General features: G+C 74.1%; 13 protein-coding genes and 2 pseudogenes. 10 read left to right on the forward strand and 5 right to left on the reverse strand.

The annotated features are described in order from the left end of the window. Positions 1-190: 190 nt before the first annotated feature. Positions 191-928, reverse strand: a complete 738-nt coding sequence (locus KCH_RS32890) for an SDR family NAD(P)-dependent oxidoreductase (RefSeq protein ID WP_035869256.1) — start codon at positions 926-928, stop codon at positions 191-193. Between the two features lie 90 nt (positions 929-1,018). On the opposite strand from KCH_RS32890, the gene KCH_RS32895 reads away from it, so the two are divergent. Next, positions 1,019-1,864: a LysR family transcriptional regulator gene (locus KCH_RS32895; RefSeq protein WP_035869258.1), complete on the forward strand. Its 846-nt coding sequence runs from the start codon at positions 1,019-1,021 to the stop codon at positions 1,862-1,864. 7 nt (positions 1,865-1,871) lie between these two features. Here the strand turns inward: KCH_RS32895 and KCH_RS32900 are convergent, their stop codons facing one another. Together KCH_RS32900 and KCH_RS32905 are read right to left on the reverse strand one after the other, a co-directional pair. Then, entirely contained in the window at positions 1,872-3,098 is a 1,227-nt protein-coding gene (locus KCH_RS32900) for an FAD-dependent monooxygenase (protein WP_051653709.1), read from the reverse strand. A 100-nt stretch (positions 3,099-3,198) separates the two neighbouring features. Next, entirely contained in the window at positions 3,199-3,876 is a 678-nt protein-coding gene (locus tag KCH_RS32905) for a hypothetical protein (RefSeq protein WP_035869260.1), read from the reverse strand. A gap of 105 nt (positions 3,877-3,981) precedes the next feature. Here KCH_RS32905 and KCH_RS32910 point away from each other — a divergent pair, with 105 nt between their 5' ends. Continuing rightward, complete coding sequence (locus tag KCH_RS32910) at positions 3,982-4,569, forward strand: TetR/AcrR family transcriptional regulator (RefSeq protein ID WP_035869263.1); 588 nt, start codon at positions 3,982-3,984, stop codon at positions 4,567-4,569. A 9-nt stretch (positions 4,570-4,578) separates the two neighbouring features. Next, positions 4,579-4,974, forward strand: a complete 396-nt coding sequence (locus tag KCH_RS45385) for a hypothetical protein (RefSeq protein WP_167573925.1) — start codon at positions 4,579-4,581, stop codon at positions 4,972-4,974. A gap of 1,081 nt (positions 4,975-6,055) precedes the next feature. Here the strand turns inward: KCH_RS45385 and KCH_RS47490 are convergent. Next, positions 6,056-6,379, reverse strand: a pseudogene (locus KCH_RS47490) (ankyrin repeat domain-containing protein); the annotation flags it as partial. A gap of 81 nt (positions 6,380-6,460) precedes the next feature. On the opposite strand from KCH_RS47490, the gene KCH_RS32935 reads away from it, so the two are divergent. Together KCH_RS32935 and KCH_RS32940 are read left to right on the forward strand one after the other, a co-directional pair. Next, positions 6,461-6,904 (forward strand): hypothetical protein, encoded by a 444-nt coding sequence (locus tag KCH_RS32935; protein ID WP_035869275.1) that lies wholly within the window; start codon positions 6,461-6,463, stop codon positions 6,902-6,904. Further along, entirely contained in the window at positions 6,897-8,258 is a 1,362-nt protein-coding gene (locus tag KCH_RS32940) for a M48 family metalloprotease (protein WP_157032290.1), read from the forward strand. Before KCH_RS32935 ends, KCH_RS32940 begins: the two co-directional genes overlap by 8 nt. A 69-nt stretch (positions 8,259-8,327) precedes the next feature. Here the strand turns inward: KCH_RS32940 and KCH_RS32945 are convergent, their stop codons facing one another. Continuing rightward, a complete protein-coding gene (locus tag KCH_RS32945) occupies positions 8,328-8,897 on the reverse strand; it encodes an SMI1/KNR4 family protein (RefSeq protein ID WP_035869283.1) in 570 nt (189 codons plus the stop codon). Between the two features lie 75 nt (positions 8,898-8,972). Between KCH_RS32945 and KCH_RS32950 the strand changes: the two are divergent. The 5 genes and pseudogenes from KCH_RS32950 (at position 8,973) to KCH_RS32970 (ending at position 15,911) form a co-directional block, all read left to right on the forward strand. Next, positions 8,973-9,922, forward strand: a pseudogene (locus KCH_RS32950) (TIGR01777 family oxidoreductase). 392 nt (positions 9,923-10,314) lie between these two features. Beyond that, the gene (locus tag KCH_RS32955) at positions 10,315-11,286 is read left to right on the forward strand and encodes an ABC transporter permease (RefSeq protein WP_084224061.1); all 972 of its coding nucleotides are present in this window, start codon (positions 10,315-10,317) and stop codon (positions 11,284-11,286) included. 89 nt (positions 11,287-11,375) lie between these two features. Beyond that, positions 11,376-13,127 (forward strand): ABC transporter substrate-binding protein, encoded by a 1,752-nt coding sequence (locus KCH_RS32960; RefSeq protein ID WP_051653711.1) that lies wholly within the window; start codon positions 11,376-11,378, stop codon positions 13,125-13,127. 88 nt (positions 13,128-13,215) lie between these two features. After that, positions 13,216-14,211: an ABC transporter permease gene (locus KCH_RS32965; protein ID WP_035869286.1), complete on the forward strand. Its 996-nt coding sequence runs from the start codon at positions 13,216-13,218 to the stop codon at positions 14,209-14,211. An 11-nt stretch (positions 14,212-14,222) separates the two neighbouring features. Further along, the gene (locus KCH_RS32970) at positions 14,223-15,911 is read left to right on the forward strand and encodes a dipeptide ABC transporter ATP-binding protein (protein WP_051653712.1); all 1,689 of its coding nucleotides are present in this window, start codon (positions 14,223-14,225) and stop codon (positions 15,909-15,911) included. Positions 15,912-15,917 lie beyond the last annotated feature (6 nt).

A 15,917-nucleotide genomic window follows, 5' to 3' on the forward strand; every position in this document is an offset into this window, starting at 1 on the left:
GGACGGCGTCGTTCTTCGGGCGCGCGGTGCGGCCGCTGTCGGTTTCGGCGCGGCTCGGGCGGTCGGCGCGGTTCGGGCGGTCGGTGTTCGGGTGCATGGTGAGGCCCCCCTCGCTGGTCGGTGGACCGAGGAGTGCCCCGGCCGGACGGCAAGATCGCATGCTCACCGTCAAGCCGTCAATGGCGGTCCGTCACCAGGGGAGCGGGCCGTCCTCGTTGAAGAACCGGCCGCTCGGCCCGTCGTCCGGCAGCGTGGCCAGCTCGACGGCGATCGCCGCGCCCTGGACGGGAGTTCGGGGACCGCTGTGGCCGTTCAGGTCGGTGTCGCAGTAGCCCGGGCAGGCCAGGTTGAACAGGATGCCGGTGTCGCGCAGCTCCTTGGCGTACTGCACGGTGACGGCGTTCAGCAGGGTCTTCGACGGCGCGTACGCGGCCGAGATCGGCCCGGTGAAGGCGTCCGGTTCGGACTGCATCGCCAACGAGCCCACCGCGCTGGACATGTTGACGACCCGTGGGGCGGCCGAGCGGCGCAGCAGCGGCAGGACGGCGTTGGTCACCCGGATCACCCCGAGCACGTTGGTCTCCAGCACCGCCCGCACCTCCGCCAGGTCCACGACGGTCGGCTCCTGCGGTATGCCGCCCGTGACCGCCGCGTTGTTCACCAGCACGTCGAGCCGTCCGAAGCGCTCGTCCAGCAGTTTCGCGGCCGCCGCCGCGGAGGCGTCGTCGGTGACGTCCAGCGGCACCCCGAAGGCGTCCGCGCCCCGGGCCCGCAGCGCCGCCACCGCGTCCGTGCGGCGCCGCTCGTCCCGGGCGCCGACGCCGACCAGCCAGCCCAGCGCGCCGAGGCCCGCCGCGATCTCGTACCCGATGCCCTTGTTCGCGCCGGTCACCAGCGCGACCGTCCGCCCGTTCGTGTTCTCGTTCATGCCGCCATCGTCCGGCCGGGCACCCGGTGGTGGCCAGGACCGATCGGGTGGGCGGCGATACCGCAGCGGTATCACCGTAGGCTGGGGCGGGTGGAGACCCGGGAATTGCGCTATTTCGTGGCCGTCGCCGAGGAGTTGCACTTCGGACGGGCCGCTCGCCGGCTCGGGATGGCGCAGCCGCCGCTGTCCCGGGCCATCGCCCAACTGGAGCGGCGGCTCGGCACCGTCCTGCTGGAACGCGACAGCCGCGGCGTGGCGCTGACCGACGCCGGGCAGGTGCTCCTGCACGAGGGCCGCACCGCGCTGGCGGCGGTCGCCGCCGCCGAGGCCCGCACCCGCCGGGCCGGCCGCCCGCCCGGACTCGTGCTGGCCTCGAAGGCCGGCGCGTCCACCGACCTGCTGGCGGTGCTGCTCGACGCGTACGCCGCCGGGCCGGACCCGGTGCCGGTCGACCTGCGGCTGTGCCGGGTCGGCGAGCAGGAACGGCTGCTGCGCGCGGGCGAGGTGGACGCGGCGCTGCTGCACGTGCCGTTCAACTCCACCGCCGGCCTCGACAGCGAGGAACTGCACACCGAGGGCCAGGTCGCGCTGCTCCCCGCCGGCCACCCGCTGGCCGCCCGCAGCACCGTGCGGATGGCCGAACTCGCCGAGCTGCCAGGTCTGCCCGCGCCGCGCTTCCCGCGCCACGACGGCAGCTTCCCCGAGGGCGCCGGGCCGGAGATCCACGACCACTCCCAGCTCGGCCAACTGGTCGCCCTGGGGCGGACGTTCGCCGTCCTGCCGGACTCCAGCCGGAGCCAGCTGCGCCCCGACGTCGCCGTCGTCCCGGTGCTCGACGCCCCGCCCGTCACCTCGGTGCTGGCCTGGGCCCCGGGTTCCACCTCCCGCGCCCTGGCGGGGCTGGTCCGGGCGGCGATCGGCGCGTTCGGCGGCTGACGGGGCGTCAGTTGCGCCGGTCGGGGATGGTGGGTGGCTGCCAGGTGTAGGTGGGGGCGGAGCGGTCGAGGAGGAAGCGGTCGGGCAGGCGGCCGGCGAGGGCGAGGGCGGTGTCACGCAGGAGGGTGCCGGGGCCGCTGCGGACGGCGACCAGGCGGCTGATGCTGCGGGAGCCCGCGACGATGCGGGAGGTGCGGGGGAGGCGGGCGGCCGAGTAGCCGGGCAGGGCCGAGACCGGGTCGGATCCGGAGCGCCGGGGCGGCATCGCGGCGGCGAGCACGACCGCGTCCTCGATGGCCTGGCAGGCGCCCTGCCCCTGGAACGGGGACATCGCGTGCGCCGCGTCGCCGAGCAGTGCGACCCGGCCGCGGTGGAACGCGGGGAGCGGGTCGGTGAGCTCCCACACGTCGTGCCGCAGCACCCGGGAGGCGTCGGTGCGGCTCAGCAGTTCCGGCAGCGGGGCGCACCAACTGCCGTACCGGCGCAGGAGCTCCGCGTGCTCGTCACCGTCGGCGGCGCGCTGCCCCGCCGGGGCGAGGGCGGCCGCGTACACGTACACCCGCCCGGCGGCGAGCGGCACGATGCCGGCCAGGGCGCCGCGGCCCCAGATCTCGCCGACGGCGGCCGGCGGGCGGTCCGGGGAGTCGATGACGGTCCGCCAGGTGGTGAACCCGGAGTAGCGCGGGCCCGGGTGACGGGGGAAGAGGTCGCTGCGGGCGGCCGAGCGGATGCCGTCGGCGGCGACCACCAGCGAGGCCGGGACCGGCCCGTCCACCGTTTCGACCAGGGCCGGGGTGGCGGCGTCGCCCGGGTCGGCGAGGGCGGCGGGGGAACCGGTGCGGACGGTGCCGGGCGGGAGGGCGTCCACCAGTGCGGCGATCAGTTCGGCGCGGGCCACCGCCAACACTGGGTCGCCGAAGTGCCGTTGCACCGCGTCGGTGTCGGTCCGGGCCAGCCAGCGGCCGGACGGACGGCGCAGGCCCACCGCCGGGTGCCGCACGGCGAGGGCGCGCAGGCGCGCGCCGACCCCGAGAAGGTCCAGCGCCCGCAGCGCGTTCGGGGCGAGGGCCAGGCCCGCACCGACCGGTTCGAGGCTCGCGGCGCGCTCGTGGACGGTGACCGGGATGCCGCGACGGTGCAGGGCGAGGGCGGCGGCGAGGCCGCCGATGCCGCCGCCCAGAACGAGCGCGGGGTGCGCGGCGGGTTGAGGAGCGGAAGGTGACGCGGAGGGCATGGCGGGACTCCGATCGGCCGGTGGGACTACAGACGTAGTGTCGAGTGCCGTGGCCGAGCGTACTACGGATGTAGTTGCGGTGGTCGGGTGCGTCCGGGCCTCAGAGGGCGGCGAGGGTCTCCACGACGGTGGCCGGGCTCCAGTGCCCGGCCGCGCCCGGACGGGTGGCCAGGTAGGCGGCGGACTGTTCGAGGGTCCAGCCGTGGGACTCGGCCAGGCCGCTGGCGAAGTTGGCCAGGTAGGCCGGGGTGGGCGGGTTCAGCTCGGCGTCCGCGAGCGTCCACGGGCAGGTGAACGTGAGCACCGGGATGCCGTCCAGCGTCCCCGCGCAGACGAGGGTCTCGTAGCGGCCCGGCCCCAGCCGGTCCCGACCGGTGGTCACCGCGCGGCCGAGGTCGAGGTCGATGCCCGGCTCGCGGTGCATCTCCTGGGCGGCGATGTCGGCGAACTGCCCGGCCGTCACCAGGTACGCCCGGGCCGGCATCTCGCCGGCCGGGGCCGGATCGTAGAGGCCCATGGCGCCGCCCCAGGTCAGCGACTCGAACGCGAAGTAGAGGGTGCCCGGCAGCAGCAGCGGCACCGTCCGCGCGGGCAGGGTGCGGTCGCGGCAGCCCGGGTACGTCCGGCCGCAACCGGGCGGGCGGCCGCCGGCGATGTAGCAGCCGAGACGGACGGCATGCATGTTCGACCCGTACGCCGCGTACCAGACCGAGGTCCAGGGCAGCGGCGTACCGGGCAGTGCCTGCGGGCGTCGGGCGGCCGGCGGGGTCTCGTTCATGCTGCCGACGGTAGTCGCGTGCTGACGGACCGTCGGCTTGCCGGGTGGGGTGTCGGGTGGGGCGGCGTTTTGGGTGGTGGAGCTCCGGCGCGGGATGATCGGGCCATGAGTGTGCCGCGCCCGACCCGAATCGCCGATGCCGCCGTAGCCGTGATCGCGGAGCGCGGCCTGCGCGGACTGACCCATCGGGCGGTGGACGAGGCGGCCGGCCTGCCCGTCGGGTCGACCTCGAACCTGGCGCGGACGCGCTCCGCGCTGCTGGAGCTGGCGTTGGTGCGGATCGCCGAGGTGGAGTCCGCGGCGGTGGTGGGCGACGTCCCGGACGTCCCGGTCGGCGACCGGCGCGCGGCGCGGCGGATGCTGATCGCGGTGGTCGCCGACGGCCTGGAGCAGGCGCTGACGACCGGGCGGACGTTGACGGTGGCCCGGATCGAGCTGGCGCTCGAAGCGGCGCGGCGGCCCGAACTCCGCTCCGTCTACGACCGGTTGGGGGCGGGCTTCCTGGACGTCGCGGTGCGGCTGCTGCGCGCGTGCGGCTCGGCCGGGCCGACCGCCGACGCGCGACGCCTGGTGCGCTGGTGCGAGGGCGTCCTGTTCAACGGGACGGCGGGCAGCGGCCACGCGCACCCGCCGGGCCGCGCGGAACTCGCGGCGGACGCCGAACGGTACCTGGCCGCGCTGCTCGACGGGTGACGGCAGAGCATGCTCGGATTGCCGGCGGGTTCGTGGTGGGACTGGGACGTGGTCTGCTGGGATCCGGGCCGGCTGGTGCTGGCGGCGGGCCATGACCTGACGTACCACCACCTGCTGGAACTGCACTTCGACGAGCCGGAGTTGGTGGTCTGTCCGGCTGCCTTCCACGATCCGGTCTTCCGCGACCCGACGCCCGCCGAGACGGCCCGCGTCCGCGGGCGACTCGGCGAGGCCCCGCCCGTGCTCGTGGCGTTCACCGCGGACGCGGGCGGCGCCGAGCCGTTCGACGGACTGATCGCCGCGGGCGGGGTGCGCATCGTCCAGGGGCTGGTGTACCGGTACTGGCGAGGGGAGTTGGGCCCGGGGGAGCGCCACGCGCCGTGGGTGCGACCGGGTGGCGGGTGACGGGCTCACGGGTGGGGAGGCCGGCGTGACCCTGTGCGGTAGCGCGGATCCGGTGCCGTGTCGCGGACCCGGTTCGGAAGGGGCCGGTCAGGGGCCGTGCCGGCGGAGGCGGTGGCAGGCGACCTCTTCGAGGAGCCAGCAGGCGGGGGAGGACTCGTCGAGCGGGCCGAGGGTGTTCAAGGTCGCGTCGCCGCGGGGGTCGTTGCGGAGGGCGAGGCGGGCGGCGGCCTCGATGCGGACGGTGTGGTCGGGGTCGGCGAGGAGGGCGGCGAGGGCGTCGGCGGCGGCCGGGGCGTGGGGCGGGCTGCGGCGAGGGTGCGGCAGGCGTGCTGACGGACCGTGGGGTCGGGGTCGGCGGTGAGGGCGACGGCGGTGGCGAGGGCCGGGCGTCGCCGCGGCGGACGGGGGCGGAGAGGCCGATGACCGCGGAGATTCGGACCCGGGCGTCGGGGTGGCGGGCGAGGGTGCGGAGCGTGGCGTCGCAGCGGGGATCGCCGGTCTCGGCGAGGCCGGTGGCGAGCACGTGGGTGACGCGCGGGTCGGGTTCGACCGCCACCCAGGTCAGGAACAGGTCGATCAGCCCGCCCTCGCTCGAACAGTCCTCACGCTCGTCGAAGAGGACGAGGAGCCGGACCACCTCGGCGCCGAAGCAGCGCTGGAGCGGGTCGGGGCTCTCGCGCAGCGCGGCGGCCTTCCGCCAGGTCTCCGGGTCGTCGCGGCGGGCGGAGAGGACGAAGACCGACTCGCACCACACCTCGTGCTCCGGGTCGGCCTCGGCGAGCGCGCGTGCGAGCAGGCCTTCGAAGGGGGTGACGGTGCCGTACTTCGGTTCGAGCCAGGTCAGGATCGCCGAATGGCCCGTCCTGAACACCGCGTCGTCCAGGGAGAGTTCCTCGCAGGTCGACCCGATGGAGGAGCGGACGGTCCGGTGCAGGACCGGGCCCGGGCGGCCGGTGCGGTGGTACAGCTCGGTGCGGAGATCCACCCCGTGCCAGTGGCGTGCCAGCGTCAGCGCGTCGCGGCCCTCGCCGTCGGGGAGCCACATCGCGGCGCCCTGAGCGACGAGGAGTCGGACGAGGTCGAGGGCGCCCAGTTCGATCGACCGGTGCAGGGGCGTGCGGCCCAGCGCGTCGGGGCGGTCCGGACGGGCTCCCCACTGGAGCAGGGTGTCCGCCATCGTCTCGTCGAACGCGTCAACGGCGAGGAACAGCAGGGGAGTTCCGTGTTCGTCGACGGCCTCGGGATCGGCGCCCGCCAGGATCAGGGCGTGAACCCGCTCGGGGTCGCCGCCGCGCACCGCGCGGGCGAGTGCCGGATCGTCGGCGGCGGGTCGGGCAGTGGTCATCGGATCCTCCCGTAGCTGTGTCGGAGGATCCGGCCTGTCTCGCGGCCCCGTCAAGCGCATTGCTGCGAAGGTGGGTTACTGCCGGTTTGCCGGATCGCCGGGTGGGGAGACCGTCGGCAGGAGCGCAGAGAGGGGCAGACCGTGACGGTCGAGGCGTACTGGGACAAGAGCGACGACGAACTGTACGAGCTGATCGGGGCCGCACTGCTCGGCGACGGCCCCGGGCTCTCCCCGGAGGACGAGGAGGAGCACCGGCGGTTCGGCCGGGAGTGGTTCACCAACAAGCACCGCGAACTCCAGCGGCGGATCTGCCACGACCCGCGCCTGCAGGGCCTGTTGGGCACCACCTCCTCGGACCGGCTGCTCGACGCCGCCGGCATCTACGGGGTCCTCCAGGGCCTCGAAGGGGATTCGGCGGTCACGGGCGCGGTCAACTCGGCCGTGCTGGCCGTCCTGGTGGCCCGCATCGGTCTCGGCACCTTCTGTGTCAACGCCCGGCCGGACTGTGACCGAACCGACCATGGCCGAGCGCCACCGCCTCCTGGTGGCGCCCGACCGGCAACAGCAACTCGCTTCCATGCGTGAGGAGTTGGACGCCCTGGGCGATGCCCGCGGGCGGGCCGACCTCGACGGGGCGATGAGCGGCTTCCTCGGCTCCGAGTGGGCCGACCACCAGGACCCGGTGACCGCCCTCGCCGAGCAGCTCACCGACGACCTGACCTCGGCCCTCGCCGAACTCGGCACCGCGCCCGCCCAACTCGCAGGCGTGGTGGCGACCTTCACACTCCAGGACGACGCATCCGCCCGGCTGCGCCCGTTCGCCGACGGCTCCGGACTGGTGATGGTCTCCGATGCGGTCCTCACCGCGGCCGACGTGTACGCCGCGGCGGCCGCGGGCAGCCTCGCCCGGCTCGCCGAGGGCGGCGTGCTGCGACGACTGTGGCGCGCCGCCGGGGCGCACCGGCGCGGCGCGTTCGCCAGGGACCCGCAGGTGCTGACCGGGCTGCTGCGCTACTACCACGTCCACCAGCGGGTCTACGGCCTGTCCGGCAAGCTCGGCGTGCGGGTCGGCGGCGACGGCGGGCAGATCCGGACCCTGCTGAACGTCCAGGCCGCGAGGTTCGTCTTCGGCCACGAACTGGCCCACCACGTCCTGGGGCACGGCCGGGCCGTCAGCGGATTCTCCCCCGACGAGCGACTGCCCGTCTGCTCCGCCGCGCAGCAGCAGGAACTCGACGCCGACCTGCTCGCCCACCGGGCGAGCGTCCGCGCCCTGGAACGGGACCTGGCGAGCGTTCCGCAACTGGCCGAACTCGCGGGCCTGATCGCCGTCCTGGGCAGCCTGACCGCGATGCTCGCCCTGCACTCCACGGAGCGGGCGCTCTTCGTCCGGTGCGGCAACACGCATCCGCCGGCCGGGGACCGGGCGGCCCGGCTGCTGGCCCGGCTGAGTGACCGTCACCAGCAGTTCGCCGCGATGCTGCTCGGCTCCCTGCTCCCCGTCACCGAGCAGGCCTGCGCCTACCGACCGGACGCGACCCCGTTCGACCCCGCCCTGCCCGGGCGCGTGCGCGAGCTCGAAACCCCGCACCCCGCCGCGTACTTGGCGAAGATCGGCGCGCTCGACACCCTGCTCTGCCGGCCGACCGGCTGGCTGGTGCAGGTCCTCGCCGACGCCGACCCGGAGGGTGCGCCGCAGCTGGGCACGGGAGCACGGCAGGCGGCGGACGGGGAGGCCGAACAGGCACTGCTCACCTGGGGGTTGGCCCCGGCCCTGGCCGCCCGCACCGCCGACCCCGGCCAGGCCCTGACCTTCCACACCCTGTACAGCAGGCTGCGCACCGCGATGACCGCCGCCGGTATGCCGACCGAGCAGCGGCTCGCCCTTCCGCTGGCGGCCGCCCGGCTGGTGGAGGACACGCTCCGGGCGACGGGCTGACCTCGCGCGACGGCTCCGGGTGTTGCCGGGGTGGGTGAGGGGGCCGGCGGGCGCACGGACCGGGGCAGGTCAGGACACGGCGTCGTGCCAGTCCTTGTTCGCCGCCCAGTGGGCGACCCAGCCGGCGAAGCCCGGGGCGGCCGTGGTGCCGCCGAAGGGTGCGCCGTACGGGTGGGCGCCCTCGCCGCAGATGAACCAGATGTGGCCGCGGTGCGGGCCGGTGACGATCAGGTGCCAGTACATGCCGCAGCCGTCGGTGCCGAGGACGATCGAGCCGTGGTGGAAGACCGGGCCGAGGGCGCCTTCGTCCTCCTCCTCGTCCTCGTCGGGTTCGTCGTCCTCCCAGAACCAGGGCTCGGTGAGGGGGAAGGGCTCGGCGAGTACCCGTTCGGGGCGGTTCGCGCCCCAGTCCGAGGGCAGGTCGGCGAGCGCGGTCAGGCCGCGGGTCGGCGGGCCGAGGTGGGAGCCGTCGGTGATCTCGGCGACGAAGGTGCGGTACGGCTCCGGAAGGACGATGCCGTGCCGGGCCTCGAAGGCGTGCACGGCCTCCCAGCCGAGCGCGGACGCGCCGTCGTCGGTGACGTCGAATGCGGCGCGGAGGACGGCGAGTTCGGCCGGGTCCGGGTGTTCGGTCTGCATGCGCCATGGATACCAGCACGATCGGACAGCCGAAAGAATTGAACGCGTTCAGTGTGACGGTATACGTTCCTTCTCGTGAAGTTCGTGATTCCCGGCGGGACCGGGCAGGTCGGAGCGATGCTGGAGCGCGCCCTGCGCGCGGACGGGCACGAGGTGGTCCTCCTCACCCGCACCCCCACCCGGCCCGGGCAGGTCGCCTGGGACGGCAGGACGCCCGGCCCGTGGACCGAGGAGCTGGACGGCGCCGGCGCGGTGATCAACCTGGCCGGGCGGACGGTGAGTTGCCGCTACACGCCGGAGAACCTGCGGCAGATGATGGACTCCCGGGTGGAGTCGACCCGGGTGATCGGCGCGGCCATCGCGGCTGCCGCCAGGCCGCCCGGGTGTGGCTCCAGATGAGCACCGCGACCGTCTACGCGCACCGCTTCGACGCCCCCAACGACGAGACGACCGGCCTGATCGGCGGCAGCGAACCCGACGTCCCGGCCTACTGGGAGTACAGCGTCCGGATCGGCCGCAACTGGGAGGCCGCCCAGCAGGAGGCCGTCACCCCGGCGACCAGGAAGGTCGCGCTGCGGACGGCGATGGTCCTCAGCCCGGACCGGGGCGGCGTGTTCGACATCCTGTCCTGGCTGCCCCGGCTCGGCCTGGGCGGCTCCGTCGGCGGCGGGCGGCAGTACGTCTCGTGGATCCACGAGCACGACTTCGTCCGTGCGGTGCGCTTCCTGGTGGACCGGGAGGACGTGTCCGGCCCGGTCAACCTGGCCGCACCGAAACCGCTTCCGCAAGGGGAGTTGGCCCGCGAGCTGCGCCGCGCCCACCGGATGCCGCTGGGCCTGCCGGCGACCCGGTGGATGGCCGAGATCGGGGCCTTCGCCCTGCGGACGGACACCGAACTGCTGCTGAAGAGCCGCCGGGTCGTCCCGGGCCGGCTGCTGGCCGACGGCTTCTCCTTCGCCTACCCCGAATTCGCGGACGCGGCGCACGAGTTGGTGACGCGACGGCGAGCGGGGGCGGCGCGGTGAGACAGTTGCCGAGCCGCGAGTGGGGCTCGCATCGACCGGGGCGGTGAGCTGAGCCGGAGGCGCGACACGGAGCTCGTCTCCTGACGGTCCGCCACCGGTGCGGCATGGGCTGTGGCGGACGTCTCAGTATGCGGAACGGACGGTGCGGTTCGAGGGGGTATGTCCGTTCTTCTGCAACGGCCGTGTTGCGGGGAAATGAAGCCGCCACAATTCCGGAAACAGGGCGGAAGGAATGCGGCAGGAGTTCCGCAAGGGGATTTGCGGAACGGCGGAGAGATCCGATCTGATGGCGCTCGAACGGCAGCCGGGAAACCCCCGGGAGTCGATTCGGAAATGCCCACCAGCGCACCCTCACCCACGGGGCGGCGGAGAATTCGGGGAGTACGCCTCTCATGGCAGCGCTCGACACAGTCGCAGTCACCGGCCCGGTCCCCGGGCCCGCCGAACCGAGCCTGTTGCGCAGGGTGGTGCACGACCGGGTCGGCGCTGCCGCTCTCGCCGTCGTCCTGTTGTTCCTGCTGCTGGCCCTGGCCGCGCCGCTGATTGCCGCGCTGTACGGGAAGAATCCGGTCGAGCACTACGGTCAGAACACTCCGGGCCTGCTCAGTGACGGTGGCGTGCCGATGCTGCCGAACGGCGGGATCTCCGGCGAGTTCTGGTTCGGCCTGGAGCCGGGCCTCGGCCGGGACGTGCTGACCCAGTTGCTGTACGGCATCCGGACCTCGCTGCTGATCGCTTTCGCCGCGGCGGGCGTGACCACCGCGCTCGGTGTGCTGGCGGGCGTCGCGGTGGGCTATCTCGGCGGTATCGCGGACCGGTTGTTCGGGTTCCTCGCCAATGTGCTGCTGGCCTTTCCGACACTGCTCCTGCTGCTCGCGATCAGCCCGGTGATCCAGTCCCGGCTGGTCGATCCGAATGCGGCGGAACCGGATTGGATGCAGTTCCTGGTGCTGGTCCTGGTGTTCTCCGCGTTCGGATGGATTCCGCTCGCGCTTTCGCTCCGGGCCACCGTCCGCTCGCTCCGGGAAAGGGATTTCGTGCAGTCCGCCCGGGCGCAGGGCGCGAGCCGGTTCCACGTCGTGGTCCGCGAGCTGCTGCCGAACGTCCGCTCCCAGCTGCTCGTGCACGCCACCATGGCCGTGCCGGCCTTCGTCGCCTCCGAGGCCGCGCTGTCGTTCCTCGGCGTCGGCGTCACCGAGCCCGTCCCCGACTGGGGGCGGATGATCTCGCGCGGCTCGGAGGTGTTCCGGTCCGACCCGACCTACCTGGTCTTCCCGGGCGTGGCACTGCTGCTGTTCGTGCTGGCCTTCAACCTGCTCGGCGACGCCGTCCGGGACGCGCTGGACCCGCGCCGCGCCCGCTGAACCCCCGCGCCCCGCTGCCCACTTCTTCACCGATCACCCATCCGAACCCTCCCCGACGCCGACGTGCTCGGGCCAAGGAGACATTCGCCATGCGCTGGACCAGACCGTCGCTCGCCGTCATCGCCGCCGCCCTGCTGACGACCTCCTGCTCGGCCGGTGCCGGCAGCACCGGCCACGCCGGCGGGGCCGCGTCGAAGGACACCTCGCCGCTGACCGCCGCGCTCGGCACCGAGAAGGACAGCGCCGGCCCCGCCCCGGCCGTCCCCGGAGCCCGCCCGGGCGGCACGGTCAACGTGTACAACAGCGTCGAGTTCCGCCACCTGGACCCGCAGAAGGTCTACGCGGGCGCCACCTACAACGCCTCGCTGCTGTGGGGCCGTCAGCTGACGCAGTACCAGGTCGTGGACGGGAAGGCCAAGCTGGTCGGCGACCTGGCCACCGACACCGGCACCTCGACCGACGAGGGGCGGACCTGGACCTACCGGCTCAAGGAGGGCGTGGCCTGGGAGGACGGCAAACCGATCACCTCCGAGGACGTCAAGTACGGCATCGAGCGCACCTTCGGCAAGGGCTACGAGGTCGGCCCGCCGTACTGGCCGCAGTGGCTCACCGGCGAGCCCAACTACGAGGCGGCGCGCGCCAAGTACGCCGGCCCGCAGGCCGGGGGCCTGGCCGCGATCGAGACCCCGGACGCGCGCACCCTGGTGTTCCACTTCCCGCAGCCGCAGGCCGACGTGCCGTACATGGCCGCGCAGTCCTCCTCCTCGCCGGTGCGCCGGGACAAGGACACCGGGACGGAGTACGACCGGCTGCCGTTCGCCACCGGCCCGTACCGGATCGTCGAGCACGTCCAGAACACCCGCATGGTGCTGGAGCGCAACCCGGCCTGGAAGGCGGAGACCGACCCGATCCGCAACCAGTACCCGGACCGGTTCGTCTTCACGTACGGCAAGGAGGCGCTCAACGGCAACCAGGAGATCCTGTCCGGGCGCGACGGCGGCGCCAACGCCACCACCGCCTCCGACGAGCTCTCCCCGGAGCTGTACCAGGTCACCGACACCGACCCCAAGGCCGGGGAGCTGGTGGTCTCCGGCCGCCGCGGCGCCTTCGTCAGCCAGCTGGTGATCAACAACGAGCGGGTGCCGGACGTCGAGGTGCGCCGGGCGCTCAACCTCGCCTACCCGCGCCAGCAGGCCCGGCAGGTCCAGGGCGGCTCCCGGACCGGCGAACTGGCCAGCACGCTCAGCTCGCCCGCGCTGCTCGACTGGCAGAAGTACGACCTGAACCCGGCCCGGCCCGAGGGCGACCCGGAGGCCGCCAAGGCCGCGCTCGCCAAGGCGAAGCAGGCCCCGGGCACCCTGAGCTACGCGTACAGGAACACCCCGGACGGGCAGCGCGTCGCCCAGGTGCTGGTCGACGGCTTCGGCAAGGCGGGCATCACCGTGGTGCCCAAGCCGATCGACCCGAAGGCCTTCCTGGACGAGGTGCACCGGGCCGACTCGCCGTACGACCTGTTCGAGGAGACCAGCTCGGTCGACTGGCCGACGCCCTCCACGCTGATCCCGTTCTCCTTCGACGGCCGGGCCGGCAGCGACATCAACTCGGCGCGCTACCGCAATCCCGAGGTCGACCGCGAGATCGACCGGATCAACCGGATCGGCGAGCCGCGCGCCAAGGCCAAGGAGCTGTACGCGCTGGAGCAGACCGTGATGAAGGACCTGCCGGTGCTGCCGCTCGCCTACCCGACCGTCAACCAGCTGCGCGGCAGCAACGTGGGCGGGGCGTTCATCCACCCCATCTACGGTGCGGTCGGGCTGACCTGGCTGTACCTCAAGTCCTGACCCCCTCGCCCGGTGCCCGCCGCCAGCGGCGGGCACCGGGGCGACCCCCGCCCTCCGAATCCCCCGTCACGTCGACCCCGGACCGGCCATGCTCACCTTCGTCCTGCGGCGGACCCTCCAGGCGCTCGGCGTCCTGCTCGCGGTCTCCGCCGCCGCCTTCGCCCTCTTCTACGCCGCGCCCGCCGACCCGGCCCGGGCCGCCTGCGGCCCGCGCTGCGACAGCGGCCAGATCGCGGCGGTGCGCCAGAGCATGGGCCTCGACCAGCCGCTGCTCACCCAGTACACCGAGTACCTGGCCGGCGTCGTCGCCGGACGGGACATCAACGACGTGGACGGCTCGGCCATCCACTGCGCGGCCCCCTGCCTCGGCTACTCGTACCGGCTGCACCAGCCCGTGGCCGAGGCGCTGGCCGACCACCTGCCGGTCACCCTCTCGCTGACCGCCGGGGCGCTCGCCGTCCTGCTGGTCCTCGGCCTCGGCACCGGGTTCGTCTCCGCGCTGCGGCACGGCCGCCGCACCGACCGGCTGCTGTCCGGCTTCACCCTGGTCGGCGCGAGCGTGCAGATCTACTTCCTCGGCTACCTCGCCCAGTGGTGGCTGGTCCACTCGACCGGCCTGCTGCCGCTGCCCTCCTACACCCCGCCGACCGAGGACCCGGCGGCCTGGGCGGGCGGGATGCTGCTGCCCTGGCTCGTCCTCGGCTTCGTCAACTCGGCGGTGTTCGCCCGGCTCTCGCGCTCCCAGCTGCTGGAGACGATGAACGAGGAGTACGTCCGCACGGCCCGCGCCAAGGGCCTGGGGCGGTTGCGCGCCCACCTCAAGTACACCTCGCGCGGGGCGGCCGGGCCGCTGGTGCAACTGCTCGGCCTGGAGGCCGGGGCGCTGCTCGGCGGAGCCGTGATCAGCGAGACCGTGTTCGGACTGAACGGCGTCGGGCGGTTCGCCGCCCAGGCGGTCTCCGGGCAGGACCTGCCGGCCGTGGTCGGCGCGGTGCTGCTGGCCGCCTGCTTCGTGGTGCTGTTCGTCGCGCTGGCGGACCTGGCGGTGGCCTGGCTCGACCCGCGCATCCGACTGGGCCGATAGGAGCCGCAACGATGAAGCCTCTGGAATCCCGAAACGCCGCGGAGACCGAACCGGTGCTCAGCGTACGGGACTTGACCGTCGAGTTCGCCGGTCCGCGCGGCGGCGCCCCGACAACTGCCGTACGGGGACTGTCCTTCGACCTCGCGGCGGGTGAAGTCCTCGGCCTGGTGGGCGAGTCGGGCTCCGGCAAGTCCACCGTCGGACTCGCCCTGCTCAGCCTGCACGACCCGCGCACCACCCGCGTCACCGGCTCGATCCGGCTGGCCGGAAGGGAGTTGGTGGGCGCCGCGGAGTCCGAGCTGCGCGCGGTGCGCGGAGCCCGGGCCGCCCTGGTCTTCCAGGACGCGCTCACCTCGCTCAGCCCCTTCCACGGCGTCGGCGCCCAACTCGCCGAGGCCTACCGGCTGCACCACCCGCGGGCCGGCCGCGCCGAAGCCCGGCGGCGCGCCGCCGCGATGCTCGACCGGGTCGGCATCCCCGCCGCCCGGCTGCGCGACCACCCGCACCAGTTCTCCGGCGGCATGCGGCAGCGGGTGATGATCGCGATGGCGCTGATGAACGACCCCCAGCTGCTGGTCGCGGACGAGCCGACCACCGCGCTCGATGCCCGGGTGCAGCGCCAAGTGCTCGACCTGCTCGGCGAGTTGCAGCGCGAGCACGGCACCGCGGTGCTGCTGGTCAGCCACGACCTCGGCGTGGTCGCGGGGACGGCCGACCGCACCCTGGTGCTGCGCGACGGGGCCGAGGTGGAGTCCGCGCCGACCGCCGAACTGCTGGCCGCCCCGCGCCGCCCCTACACCCGCGCCCTGGTCGGCGCGGCGCTGCGGCTCGACTCGGTACCGGGCAGCGCCCTGCCCACAGTTGACGAACCGTCACCCGCTCGGCTGTTCGCCCGCCGGCCGAAGGCGGCCGGGCGGCCCGAGCGGTGGCTGATGGAGGCGGAGGAACTCTCCGTGCACTTCCCCGGCCGCCGGCGCCTGCCCGCACTCCGGGCCGAATCGGTCCGGGCGGTGGACGGCGTCGGCCTGCGGATCGCCCCCGGCGAGACGCTCGGCCTGGTCGGCGAGTCCGGCTCCGGCAAGTCCACCACCTCCCGCGTGCTGGCCGGACTGCAACGCCCCACCGGCGGACGGCTCCGGTACGACGGCCAGGACGCCACCCGCCCGGACCGGGAGCTGCGCCGCCGGCTCAGCCGCGAGGTCCAACTGGTCTTCCAGGACCCGTACGCCTCGCTCAACCCGCGCCGCACCGTCGCCCAGACCCTCGACACCCCGCTGCGCCTGCACACCCCGCTCGACGCCGCGCAGCGCCGGGAACGCGCCGCCGAACTCCTGGACCAGGTCGGCCTCCCCGCCGCCCACCTCGACCGCTACCCGCACGAATTCTCCGGCGGCCAGCGCCAACGCATCGGCATCGCCCGGGCGCTGGCTCCCGAGCCGCGCCTGATCATCGCGGACGAACCGGTCTCGGCACTCGACGTCTCGGTGCAGGCCCAGGTCCTCAACCTGCTGATGGAACTGCGCGAACGCCTCGGCGTGGCCTTCCTGTTCGTCTCCCACGACCTCGCGGTGGTCCGCCACTTCTGCGACCGCGTCGCCGTGATGCACCGCGGCCGACTGGTCGAACTGACCGACCGGGAGCAGTTGTTCGAGGCGCCGCACACCGAGTACACCCGGGAGCTGCTGGCGGCGAGACACTAGAACTGT

Source organism: Kitasatospora cheerisanensis KCTC 2395 (genome assembly GCF_000696185.1).
Lineage (GTDB): Bacteria > Actinomycetota > Actinomycetes > Streptomycetales > Streptomycetaceae > Kitasatospora > Kitasatospora cheerisanensis.